Origin of the sequence: Psychroserpens sp. NJDZ02, assembly GCF_004843725.1 — a bacterium.
Taxonomy (GTDB): domain Bacteria; phylum Bacteroidota; class Bacteroidia; order Flavobacteriales; family Flavobacteriaceae; genus Olleya.
Genome location: NZ_CP039451.1, coordinates 746,251 through 758,200 on the forward strand (window position 1 = coordinate 746,251; position 11,950 = coordinate 758,200).

An 11,950-nucleotide genomic window follows, 5' to 3' on the forward strand; every position below is an offset into this window, starting at 1 on the left:
TTTTCTTTTTTTAGTTTTTATTTCGGGCGCATCGGCTTGTACGCTTTCTGTTTTTTTTTATTTAACAAGGTAAATCAGAAAAATAGAGTTCTACTAACATTCCATTTTTAAATACTAAAATTATTCGGTCATCCCACCCTTCTTTTGTCAAAAATTTAATTTTAACGTATTTATCAGTTCTTATGTTATATTCTTTTCTATTTAAAAATGAATTTTTAAATTTTTTTATTTGTTTTATGGATGTATGTCTATTCAATATTATTCTGGGATGTTTTATTTCATTATCATTTTTTGTAAAATCCACCTCTTTTAAATTTGCTTTTTTGTCAGAAAGTTCAAATATGGTGCCCCTAAAATAAAACTCTTTAATTTTTTTTCCTTCCATAGGACCACAATCAGGAATATAAGTTCTAATTGAATCAGAATTTTTCCAATTAAGTTTAAATTTTTCAATATTAATATTTGTTTTAAAGCCTTTTATCTTTATCGAGTCCACATCTAAAATATCTAATATATTTTTTTTAGTAGTTGTTTTTTCTTTTTTTATTGAATTAACAATCTTTGTAGTATTTAAACTCTCTTTTATATGGTCGTTAGAATCTTTTATTTTACAAGAAACAAGAGATATAGTAAAAGCGATTAAAATTATTTTCTTAAATAGATTTTCCATCTTTATCAAATTTTGATTTCATAAATAACTCAGGGTCTTTTCTAGCTTGACCTGACATAGTCGCAGCGTTTCCATATGTTGTTGCAGCTTCAATATGAACATGCCAAAATTCTTTATCAATACCTTTGTTTTTTGTACCATTTGGTTCATCTTGATCAGAGGCATTACCAGTTGAACCAGATAAACCAATTTTTTGACCGTGTATTATCGTATCATTTTCTTTTACATAGATTTTATCTAAGTGGCAGTACATAATAAATATTTTATTACCATCCTTATCAAAGGATTTAACGGTTATTATATTCCCAAGACTACCAGAGGCATACTTATTAGTAATGAAGCTATCCTTTGTATAGACAACTACTCCACATAACAATGAATGAAGTTCTTTATAAGTTGAGCCCGTAAGAATATCTGTTCCTTTGTGATAATAGCCATTTGGATGGCTACTATTATACCTTAATACTTTTTCGAATCGATTTTTATTCTCATAACTTTGTGTATTAATTGTTGGACTCTTCCAAACATCTTGATAGTCTATACATTTTTGGCAACCACAAGTTTTAGTAGTTAATTTGAATAGGTCATTTCTTAGTGATTGTTTTTTTGAAACACTACCCATCTCATTAACAAAATTAGTTTCTATATAGAGGTTAGAGTTTTTAATTTCTTTAATATTTTTTACTGTATTTGGAAATAAAAGTCTAGTCCAATCTTCATTATTAACTTCTTCCTTACAATGTTTTAACTCTATTTCAGCTATAGCGAATCCATTTGTAACCGTTGCTTTAACTTCAGTAATTATATTATTCTTTTGAAAGACTGGTAATTCTATGTCTTTATCTACCAATAAAGGTTCTTTCTCATAGAGTTTAAAAACAACTTCTTTACCCTCTAAATTAGCACACTCGGCTACTAATTGTATTTTTTGCCCTATTATGCCATTGTCTAATTTTTCGTAATATGGCACTTTGTCTTTTGGGGGTAGTTTTGTTCCTTTTTTAGTTTTTATTTCGGGCGCATCGGCTTGTACCCTTTCTGTTTCTGTTTTGGCAAAAAAGGCCCTTATAATTTTCTCATCAGCAATTAGTTTTAGCTTTCCATATTTAGGTTTTATATTTTCAATTTTTAAGGTCTTGCTATTGGCTATGTGTATGTAGAGTTCTAAATCGTTTATTTTTTTATTGTCAAAATTATATAATCCAATTATATTATCTTCGGCACCTTCATCTGCTTGTGCAGTTTCATACCGCTTTATATTGCCAACCTTAAACTGTTTAATAACTTCTCTACTTTCTATTTTAATTTTATTGTTTTTCCAATCTATTTTATCGTCTGTCTCTGTACTTACATGCTGGTTTGAGTTTGGGTATGTATCTGCATCAAAAACTTGTATTTCAATTGTTTGGCCTTGCAAACCTAATGTTTTTAGATATAAATAAGCATCTTGATTATAACCAGCATAAATTATTTTTCTGCCTGCTGCATTTAGCCAATAGGCTTCTATAATTTCGGGTTGTGCTTTTACAGTTCTTGATGCCGTAGTATTTAAGCCATCTGCTTTTATTTTATCACCGTTTAAATAAGCTTCTGTTCTTACTTTGAAAGTATCTAACCATTTAGAAAACTTTACCTGTAAAGTTACTTGGTTGTTTTCTTTATCTACCAATATGAGTGCATAATAGTAACTACTAGACTTAATATTGCTGGTTAAATTCTGATTCTCTTTTAGAACAAAAAAATCTGATGTTTTATCTTCGGATTGTAAATTACCCTTTTTTACAATTTGAATGGCTCCTTTATTTGTTTTATGAGATGTTATAGCAGCTTTACCCGAACCAACTTCTAATGAAACGGTTTTCTTGTTTTTATCTTGTAACCAAAAACTAAACTTTACTTTTGTTAGGTCACTCTCTAAGGTGTCTGGAAATTTTTTATCTAACTTTACAGTATAAGTTACTATATCGTAAGGATTAATAGTACTTTTATCTACTGCTATAGATGCTATTTTATTTTTAGCTTTTGCCTCTATCTCTGTAGTTCCATTAGTTACAGGAGTTACATAGTTAGCGTTAGCATTTGGTGCGCTTACATGATTATTTTCAACTACTACTGGTGACGTTGTGTTAGGAACAATTGCAGCTCCTTCTTGTACTTCGCTATGTGGTATTAAATCTTCAGCCATTTTGTTGTGATCGTTTAATGAAAATTATTCTAAAAAACTCTAATAAGCCAAATGCATATGCTATGAGTAATACAGTAAAAATTGCAAATGAATTAAAGGCTAATAAAATTCCTGTAAAACTCGTTTCTATTCCCCATCCAAACATTTTGCTTATAAATCGACCGCTTCCGGGGTAAAAGCCTGCTAGCATATCATGAATACTAAATAATATTCCGCATAAAAAACCACCTATAACAGAAGTTAATAAACCTATTAAAGGAAAAAAAGCAAATATTCTTAACAGCACTTTTTTACGTATGTAGTATTTAAAAAGAAAAGTACTAGCTATTGCAAATGCTAGCGCTATTAGAATAAAGTAAATATAAAAATAAGTGTTTAAAACACTACTGACTCCAAATAAAAATTTAACCATAAAATCGTGATTAAATCCATATTTAAGAATAGCATATAACAGCAATAAAAACAGATAAAACAAAGCAAATATTTTAATAAAAAAGACTTTTTTAAACATATTTTTTTTTACAATTTAAGACTTATTAAGGTTAACATTTTAAAAATAGAGGAATACAAATTAAAATTATACCCCATATTATAATCGTCTCTATAATCTCTATATGTTTTATTAGTGATTTGGTAATATTCAGCCTTGCTATACAGGTTCTTTTTTAACGGCTATGGTTTCTTTATCTATGCTTATAAGCATATCATTTCACCTAAATCTATGTCTATATAACTAATATTGGTATAGTGTACTTTGTTTTCATTATGTTTAAACCATTCAACAGATAAATCATTCAATATAAAATTGCATTTATTTATAATACTAGGTTTTGAAATAATTTTCCCCTCTTTATTTTTTAAAATAACGTAAGCGTTTGGAGAGTCTCCATGTGTTCTAAAACTAGATGATAATTTTAGTTGATATACTTCTAAAACGTATTCTCCTTTAGGGCTTTCGTGTTTAGTGTAGAATTCTCCTTTCGGATTGTAACAGCTACAAAACAAGAAGAAGAAAGTAATAGAAAAAGCTATTTTAAATTTATTCATACAAATCAAATTTTATATTTTTGTTACTTACATCTATTGTATGGATCGTTGAATATACGTGAAAATCATAGCCTAATCCTACATCGTTTCTATAATCTGAAAAATCTTTGTTTTTTATATTATAAAATTCATCATCATCTGTAAATGCCCCTAATTCTGGCGCCCTAACTCTTATTTCATTTCCAATACTCCAATAACCTAATTCTTGCTCATCTCCTACATAATCAAAATTATCTTTTATATAGTACAGTAATTTTTTAATGTTAACGTTTACTGTGTTATTTTCATAAATTAAATGCCCTTGAGCAGCTACACGAAAATTAAAATTAGCTAAACTACCCAATAAATCATCTAATTCTAAACCGTTTCCTAAAATGTGCATTACTCCATCTTTACCCCCATCTCCTCCAAAAGAGTGAGAATTGAAATAATATTTTTCTATTAATGGCATTTTTTCGCCGTTTTTATCTTTTACTTTTTTTAAATCAAAAGAGCCAAAAGTAGTCTTAGTATTATTTTCGTTAGGCACTTCAATTTCTTTGTCTTCTATTTGGTCTTTAATTTCAGTCTTAAAAGAGTTCTTAACTATTGGAGTAAAAAACTCATTAACGGGTCTTTTCCAGGCGCTTTTAAAAGACATTAAATTGCCTTTATGAAAATTGTCACATATTATTTTTGCGTGAGATGAAATATTAAAGACCCAATTAATATCTATAAAATCTATTTCGGGTGGAACATTCTTTTTTTCATTATTACATCCTTTTGTAAACCATAATCTTTGCAATTTTGCTGCATTTTTCCATTTTAAAACATCCATAAGTTGTGCCATATAACGTACAAAATGTATTGAAAAAATTTCTGATACTTCACTTTCCGTTTCATTAATTAGAATTTTAAAAGAAAAGTCTATAATGTTAGGTAATGGCTTGCCTGAAGTCTTAATTTTCTTTGCAACGGCATTGTAAAACATATAGTCTATAACAAGAAACCAAATATTTTCCTTTTTCTTTATTATTGTATAACTGGGAGACGTATATACATGTTGTTCACTACCACCATCACTTTTGTTTTTGGCAAATACTTTTACGGTATAGGTTGTTGCTTTTACTTCTTCTTCAGTTGTAAAGGTTACTTTAATTTTATCTTGTTCAAATTTTAAAACCATTTTGTTTAAAGCGTGTTTTTATTCTTTAAAAACTTAAATTTTATAATAATTAATATTCCTATGATACTTAGGTAAAGTAAATAAGGAATTTTAAAAATGAATAGCAAAATATTTTCTCCTCTAAGCATTATTTCATCAGAATATAGTATCGGATATTTTCCTTCAGTTTCTTCATCATACTGATTTATAATATTTTCTTGTGATGGATTAAACTTCAATCCTAAAAATACTCGTGCATCTCCTCTTGGTCTCAATATTACACAGCTAACTTTTATTAATAAAAAAAGAATAACCACTATCAATAGACCTTTCGTTATTTTATTTATCATTATTTCAAATTAAATTGTTCCCTTAACATAGGAATGTATTTATATAATTCCTCTCCAGGGCATCCGTCTCCAGGTTTCAAGTTATCAACATCAGAGTGTCCTATTAAATTTAAGATAGGAAAATTGTTGGTTAAAGATTTTATTAGCTTTTTCAGTAAGACAACTTGTGTTGCTTCTACATCATCGTCAAAATCGAGTATCTGATGTTCAAAATCTCCTTCAACTAAGACACCTATTTTATTTGAATTTAACTTTGCATGAGACCCTTTAAAAATTAATGGTCTCCCTTCATATATTTTACATTCATTATTCTCACATCTACCAATAATAAAATGGTATCCTACATCCTCCCATTGATGATCTAAAGAATGGTAATCTTCCAATTCCCCTACTTTAGTATCAAATGCATTTCCCGAATTATGTAGTACAATTGTATCATAATTCCAATCAAACTCAATAGGTGTTCTTTTCTTATTTATTAATGTAGGATTAAGAATATCATAGGTATTTAATGCTTGCTTTGTCCATTTATTTCTTTTGATAACATTGGCGTCATTAAGCATTTTTTGACTTAAGGACTCTCTTGCAATTTTAGTAAGGTAAAAGATATGTGTTAATTCCTTTTTTAAGTCACTAATTTCTCCATCAAATTTAGGGATGAGTATTTCTCCTTTATTGCCCAAATCAAATGTTTTGTAGGTTCCTTTTATGGAGTTCCCAAAGTTAAAGTCCATTAAAACAGAGCCTCTATTGCTTTTTGTATCTAATGTTTTTAGATACTTTTTGAAATATTTTTCTAAGGTGTCTCCTGTTTTAACTTTAACTTTGGTAGTACCTACTAATAATTTCTTATCTCTATTAAGGCTTTTATATTTTAAAGATTTTATATAAGTAATAGGTTTTTCTTCTTGTTTTTCAAAGGTGTATATGTCTTTTCCTATATCTGAGAGCTTGTCATCACTTTTAGTTATTTTTCCGTAATAATGACCAAGAAGCTTAAATGGTGGTTTTTCATCACTTGAAATCTTAAAATACCCTTTGTTATTCGTTGTTCCTTTAATTTTTTTATTTTCTGAAGTCTGCACAAAAAAAGTTAATCCCGAAATTGGTTTCATTGATTCTTTTTTTAAAAACAGAAAGTAAGTGTCTTTTTTCTCTTCCTCTTCTTTCTTTTTTTCTTCTTTTTTAATGTCACTTTGAGAGGTTTCTACATAGTCATCATCAGGGTCGTTTTTTGAACTTGCTGATAAAGCAGAAGAAACCAACACTTTCGAAACAGGTACATCTGGAGTAATACCATCTACTGCTGTAGGTAATAAAGAAGAAGGTTGCGACTTTTGTAAATCGTCTTTAATTTTAATAGTTCCGCCTCCATAATTACACATAATAGTAGAACTCTCCAATAGAGGTTTGCTACCTTGTATAGATATATCTCCAGTTCCTTGCCATTGTCCTGTTTGCATTACTGCAATACAAGGGACAGCTTGATGTGGACTTTTCTTACAATTACCTTGAAATATAAGGTTTATTTTCTCCTTATCTTTTTCTGTAGCCCAAATTTCACCTTGTAATTTAATCATGTTAGAAGTAACCATAAGTGTCCCTTGCGGGTTGGTACACATTTGGCATTCTATTTTTGCTTGATTACATACATATTTTTTAGCACTCATACTTTTTACCCTTATATGTTTTGAATATCAAATTGTTCTTTTTTCTTATAATATTCTCCAAAGACAGTTTCAATTAACAAAGAGCCTTTTTTTAAAAGCCCAGACTTAATATCAAATTGAAATAAACCGTTATATTTAGAAAGTGCAAAGCGCGCTTCTTTTTTTGCTCCTTCTCTAATAAAATGATTTTCTATTTTTTTTATATAGGTTTCTTCTTTATTTAACTGTCCTTTAATTTGCAATTCAACAATTCCGTTATTATCATCAATTAGGTTGCAAAATATGTCTTCATTTATAATAATTGGAATATGGTTTACACAATTATCTATACGTTTAGTTCTTTTTTTTATAACTGATTTGTCATCTGTATAATCCCCATATAAATTATCCCATAGTAAACCAAACAATCGTGCTTGTTTAAAATCTGAAATTAACTTCTTAGAGTCATTTATTTTTTTATCAATACCAAAACAATAGATTTCCATAATATCGCCTTCATATTGCTTAGCTAATTCTTTCTTTAGAATGTCCCATTTTTGCTTAATAATATGATGATTATGTATCGTATCAATATCTCCATTAGCATCTATTCCTAAAATAACGCTGTCTGTCAATGTTGCCATTTTAATGGTCATTGCTTCCTGTTTTTTTAATAAAGGCGCTAACGCAATAGCGTGGTTTTTTGATTTTATATTAATTTGCGGTAATTGATTTTTTTTTCTGCTAATTTCTAAACTCAATGTTTTCTCAGAACTATTGATTGTGGTTTTACCATTAAGAAACACTTCAGATGTTATCTTCTGTAGATAGCTTTCTGAACTAGCTGCCAATTGTAATTTTAACTCAATATCATTAATTAGAAACCTCATTTAGCCTTTACTAATTTTAACATCTGAACCTCCTTGAAATGTCGCTACTCCTGCGCCTTCAATATTCATATCTCCATTGGATGCTACAATTGTAGCTTCTGAGGAGGTTTGCAAATAGGATTCTGCTACATCTATCGTTTTATTTTGGTCTATATTTTCATTGCTATTTTTAGCATTTAACGTGTAATTTTCCCCTACTGTGATATCCATGTTCTCCTGAACATTAATTTCCAAATTTTTAGCATTAAAAATCATATTCTCTATTGCCGTAACGGTAACGTTGTTATTAACAGTATCAAAACAAATCATATTCCCTTTAGGGTCTGAAATGGTAATCATTTCTCCTCCCTTGGTGTCATTTAATTCTATAATATGACCAACTCTAGTAGTAATACCTTTATAATTATTACTATCACTTTGCCAATTACTATGCTTGTTAGCATTTGTATATAGAGAAGATTGTACAAAAGGACGTTCTACATTACCATTTTCGAAAGCGACGATGACTTGGTCTCCTACTTCCGGAATAAAATGCATACCACGATCTCCTCCCGCATAAAGTGTGGCAACACGCAACCACGGTGTTGTTTCACTACTTGATTTTTGCCAAGGAAATTGCACCAATACACGACTCATGCCTTCTGGATCGACCGTGTTAAACACGGTACCTATTTGCAAGTCAGATTTATTTATTGCTCCAATATTAGTCAGAGGATAAATATCAATCTCTGTAGATACAGCAACAAAAGTATTAGAATACTTACCATTTTCGCTACAATGGTGTGACACTTTAACCACACGAAACTCACCAAATGAATCTGTTTCGCTTTTGATATTTACGAGCCCCCCTAGCGTTACTCCTGTATTTGTACTTATGCCCTGCAAACTTACTTGGCTTTGTTCTTTTACCTTTTTTTGTAGTTCTACAGCTCTATCCAAACGCCCTCGCACATCCTGATCCTCATAGGTAGGAAAAATATGCTCTGACTTTGCAACTTGCATTTGATGACTTACTCTAGATGTAAATGCAGTGTATCCTGAACTTGAAGCACTAGAATTTGAAGATGAACTAACATGATTATCTGTAAAATAATCATTATTACCATATTGAAACTTTAAAGATTGAATCTCTAATCCTAATTTAAAATCCTTCAAATCAAACCCATAAACAAGCGCGGTAGCTTCTCCTAAATCTGGTTTTCCAAAATATAATGTTTCATTGTTATAAAGAAGATATTCGGCGTTAGTTGCAGCTAAAAACTGTAAATACTCGAAAGCACTTTGTCCATTCTGAACACTATAAAACAATGATTTATTATCTTCTGGATTAATTCTAACATCCAGCGATGCTCTATTATAGGCGCCTAATGAACGATCAATAATATCGTACAACGTTTGCTCTTTGTAAGAGTTTATTACACTAAAATTATCTAATAGAAAACTACTACTCTTACCTGTTAAAATTATAATATCAGCTAAACCTTTTTCATCATCCCCCTTAACACCTTGTACATTAGTAATAACACCTTTAAAATAAAGTGTTTTCTCACCATTATCTTCTACATTTTTAATTTCTAAACTACAATTTTCTCCAAGAAACTCTTTAGAACTATTTAAAACAGAAACTTCAGATAAACTATCCTCTAAATAATCTCCTCTTACCTTAAATGAAAAATTAGCATGATCTCCCACTGTTTCTTCCAAAAAGAAATCGTTGATATAAGAAATGGTAGTTCCTCCTATTATAGCAGTAATATTAGCATGTGATGACATAATATCTATAAATTAAATTAAAATTATTGTTTTTGAGGCCATTTATTTTCGAACTTAGTACCTCTAACTTCTAACACTCTACACGACAGTATAATTTTAAATTTTAAGGGATCTGTATTCTCTGCATCAAACATTTCTCTAAATTCTATACAATAAGCATCCTTAAACTCTAAAGTCTTAAAATTAGAAATATTATCTCTTTTAAAAAAGGTAACCTTACCATCTTTGGTTGCATCACTTTGGGCTGCCCAATCAAAGAAATCCACATCTATGGTCGACTCTAAAAAAAGTTCTATTTGTCCACCTTGAGGTCGCCCATCTGGAATCCCCCTAGAATCAATACTTTGTTTTATAAAATATTCGGCTTTTAAAACATTAAAAGTTGCACTATCTACATATAATTTTGATATAAATGACATTATTTTTAAGCGTTTTATAGTTAAGTTTAAGTACCTAATATACGTTTTTCAACATGTTTTAGACGTCTGAAAATCAAAATAATAGTTACAAAACACTTGTCTTGTCATAAATCTGAAAATTCATTTTACCGCAAACCCCTTGCTGTATTGCGCTAAACACAAAACAGTATAAATTAATTAAAATATAAAAATTTAAATTAAACCTATAGCTCAAATACAAGAACTCCAGTCTATCAATTATTACATATCGATTTAGAAATACCCAAAATCACAAAGCACGACAAATCACCTAAAGTACTTATAGATTCCTTTTTTAAAGCTATTAAATAAAAGGTTAAGATTAATTAGAATACAATCTTGAGAATTCAAAAACCGAGGCTATTTGCTTCGGTTTTTTTTTGTTTTGAAAAGATAATGCTTTACAGATATAGTTAATCAATCTAGACGCTTGTTATGATCTCTAATTTAAGCTTTACAACACTCAAGTCGATTAAGACCTTCTGTAAAACAAAAAAGCTTCACATTTCTGTGAAGCTTTTACTTAGTAGCGGGAACTGGACTCGAACCAGTGACCTTCGGGTTATGAGCCCGACGAGCTACCTACTGCTCTATCCCGCGATATAAATTCCGAATGCTTAACTTAGCTTTTAACTTTCGCTTCATAATGGCGACATAACCGTTTCGGACTGCAAATATACAAACCTTTTTAGATATAACAAGCATAATTTTATCTTTTTTTACTGTTCAATACTAACAGCTTCAAAACCAACAAGTTCAGATTGACTAAATTCTGGATTTATTTGTATTGGATTACAACAAACCTCACAATCTTCTACATATGTTTGATTTGAAACGCTAGGATCAAGTAACATTGAAATGGTTTCCCAACAATAAGGGCATTGAAAATCGTGCTCGAACATAAATATTTTTTATAAAAAAAAAAAAAGCCAACCAAAGGTTGACTTTTTAAATATATTTTTAACACTTATTTATTCTTTATTACTAGCCAACACTTCTGTATCTTCTAAAAACAATGACATCTTATTTAGTGTATTTCCTACAACTGTAACGTAGTCATTATTTAATTGGTTATCACTAACCATAACTAATTTAAGGCTTGACAATTGAGATAACTCAAAAGGTAAGCTTCCTGACAGTTTATTGCTAGATAACACTAACTCTTCAAGATTAGTCAATTCAACTATACTTTCTGGAATTTGACCTTCTAATTGGTTATCTAAAAGACTTAACTTTTTAAGTTTCTTTAAATTATTAATATTAAAAGGAATACTTCCTGTCAAATAATTACTTCCTAGCTCTAAACTTTTTAAGTTAGTTAAATTTGTAATAGATTCTGGAATCTCCCCTGTAAATTTATTACTATACAAAGCTAATGCTTCTAAGCTAGTTATGTTACCAATCCAATTTGGAATTTCTCCTTCAAATTGATTTAAAAACAATTGAAGAGAATATAATTCTTTCATGTTAGTAATAGATTCTGGTAGATCTCCATTAAGTGTATTAAAACTAAGATTTAAAACTTGAAGATTAGTTAACTCACCTATATCCGCTGGTATCGTTCCTACTAGATTATTAAATGATAAATTTAAACTAACAACCTTAGAGTCCAAAATTACTACACCGTGCCATGTGTCTATTGACTTATCTAAATCCCAAGTTGTGTTCCACTCTGATCCATTTGTACTATTATAAAGCGCGATTAAAGCTTCTTTTTCAGAATTTGATACACTTGCAAAAGATACACAAGCAAAAAGAAACATTAGTAGGGTTAGTTTTATGGTTTTCATGTTAACAGTTTTGGG

The 11,950-nt window shown here is 29.6% G+C and carries 12 protein-coding genes and 1 tRNA gene; all 13 read right to left on the reverse strand.

Annotated elements, in window-relative coordinates; translation table 11 throughout:
* Positions 1-61 precede the first annotated feature (61 nt).
* The 13 genes from E9099_RS03365 to E9099_RS03425 all read right to left on the reverse strand — a co-directional run bounded on the left by E9099_RS03365 (position 62) and on the right by E9099_RS03425 (position 11,935).
* The gene (locus tag E9099_RS03365; RefSeq protein ID WP_136582305.1) at positions 62-670 is read right to left on the reverse strand and encodes a hypothetical protein; all 609 of its coding nucleotides are present in this window, start codon (positions 668-670) and stop codon (positions 62-64) included.
* Positions 654-2,855 carry a M23 family metallopeptidase gene (locus E9099_RS03370; RefSeq protein WP_136582306.1) on the reverse strand — a complete coding sequence of 734 codons (2,202 nt, stop codon included), beginning with the start codon at positions 2,853-2,855 and terminating at the stop codon, positions 654-656. Before E9099_RS03370 ends, E9099_RS03365 begins: the two co-directional genes overlap by 17 nt.
* Positions 2,848-3,366 (reverse strand): hypothetical protein, encoded by a 519-nt coding sequence (locus E9099_RS03375; RefSeq protein ID WP_136582307.1) that lies wholly within the window; start codon positions 3,364-3,366, stop codon positions 2,848-2,850. Before E9099_RS03375 ends, E9099_RS03370 begins: the two co-directional genes overlap by 8 nt.
* A 182-nt stretch (positions 3,367-3,548) precedes the next feature.
* Positions 3,549-3,902 (reverse strand): hypothetical protein, encoded by a 354-nt coding sequence (locus tag E9099_RS03380; protein ID WP_136582308.1) that lies wholly within the window; start codon positions 3,900-3,902, stop codon positions 3,549-3,551.
* Positions 3,895-5,067: a DUF6402 family protein gene (locus E9099_RS03385; protein ID WP_136582309.1), complete on the reverse strand. Its 1,173-nt coding sequence runs from the start codon at positions 5,065-5,067 to the stop codon at positions 3,895-3,897. Before E9099_RS03385 ends, E9099_RS03380 begins: the two co-directional genes overlap by 8 nt.
* Before the next feature lie 5 nt (positions 5,068-5,072).
* On the reverse strand, positions 5,073-5,396 hold the full coding sequence (locus tag E9099_RS03390; RefSeq protein ID WP_136582310.1) for a hypothetical protein: 324 nt from the start codon (positions 5,394-5,396) through the stop codon (positions 5,073-5,075).
* Positions 5,396-7,066, reverse strand: coding sequence for a PAAR-like protein (locus E9099_RS03395; RefSeq protein WP_136582311.1), 1,671 nt, complete (start codon positions 7,064-7,066; stop codon positions 5,396-5,398). The genes E9099_RS03390 and E9099_RS03395 overlap by 1 nt, the downstream gene beginning before the upstream one ends.
* A gap of 11 nt (positions 7,067-7,077) precedes the next feature.
* Complete coding sequence (locus E9099_RS03400) at positions 7,078-7,935, reverse strand: hypothetical protein (RefSeq protein ID WP_136582312.1); 858 nt, start codon at positions 7,933-7,935, stop codon at positions 7,078-7,080.
* Positions 7,936-9,708, reverse strand: coding sequence for a type VI secretion system Vgr family protein (locus E9099_RS03405; RefSeq protein ID WP_136582313.1), 1,773 nt, complete (start codon positions 9,706-9,708; stop codon positions 7,936-7,938).
* 23 nt (positions 9,709-9,731) lie between these two features.
* Positions 9,732-10,127 (reverse strand): type VI secretion system tube protein TssD, encoded by a 396-nt coding sequence (gene tssD / locus E9099_RS03410; RefSeq protein ID WP_136582314.1) that lies wholly within the window; start codon positions 10,125-10,127, stop codon positions 9,732-9,734.
* 545 nt (positions 10,128-10,672) lie between these two features.
* A tRNA-Met gene (locus E9099_RS03415) sits at positions 10,673-10,745 on the reverse strand.
* Positions 10,746-10,864: 119 nt separating this feature from the next.
* Positions 10,865-11,047, reverse strand: a complete 183-nt coding sequence (locus tag E9099_RS03420; protein WP_136582315.1) for a CPXCG motif-containing cysteine-rich protein — start codon at positions 11,045-11,047, stop codon at positions 10,865-10,867.
* Between the two features lie 69 nt (positions 11,048-11,116).
* On the reverse strand, positions 11,117-11,935 hold the full coding sequence (locus E9099_RS03425; RefSeq protein ID WP_136582316.1) for a Two component regulator three Y domain protein: 819 nt from the start codon (positions 11,933-11,935) through the stop codon (positions 11,117-11,119).
* Positions 11,936-11,950: the final 15 nt, after the last annotated feature.

Coding starts and splice junctions, on each gene's coding strand:
- tssD (WP_136582314.1), bottom strand. CDS start 10,127: ATGTCATTTATATCAAAATTATATGTAGATAGTGCAACTTTTAATGTT.
- E9099_RS03395 (WP_136582311.1), bottom strand. CDS start 7,066: ATGAGTGCTAAAAAATATGTATGTAATCAAGCAAAAATAGAATGCCAA.
- E9099_RS03375 (WP_136582307.1), bottom strand. CDS start 3,366: ATGTTTAAAAAAGTCTTTTTTATTAAAATATTTGCTTTGTTTTATCTG.
- E9099_RS03385 (WP_136582309.1), bottom strand. CDS start 5,067: ATGGTTTTAAAATTTGAACAAGATAAAATTAAAGTAACCTTTACAACT.
- E9099_RS03365 (WP_136582305.1), bottom strand. CDS start 670: ATGGAAAATCTATTTAAGAAAATAATTTTAATCGCTTTTACTATATCT.
- E9099_RS03380 (WP_136582308.1), bottom strand. CDS start 3,902: ATGAATAAATTTAAAATAGCTTTTTCTATTACTTTCTTCTTCTTGTTT.
- E9099_RS03425 (WP_136582316.1), bottom strand. CDS start 11,935: ATGAAAACCATAAAACTAACCCTACTAATGTTTCTTTTTGCTTGTGTA.
- E9099_RS03420 (WP_136582315.1), bottom strand. CDS start 11,047: ATGTTCGAGCACGATTTTCAATGCCCTTATTGTTGGGAAACCATTTCA.
- E9099_RS03405 (WP_136582313.1), bottom strand. CDS start 9,708: ATGTCATCACATGCTAATATTACTGCTATAATAGGAGGAACTACCATT.
- E9099_RS03370 (WP_136582306.1), bottom strand. CDS start 2,855: ATGGCTGAAGATTTAATACCACATAGCGAAGTACAAGAAGGAGCTGCA.
- E9099_RS03400 (WP_136582312.1), bottom strand. CDS start 7,935: ATGAGGTTTCTAATTAATGATATTGAGTTAAAATTACAATTGGCAGCT.
- E9099_RS03390 (WP_136582310.1), bottom strand. CDS start 5,396: ATGATAAATAAAATAACGAAAGGTCTATTGATAGTGGTTATTCTTTTT.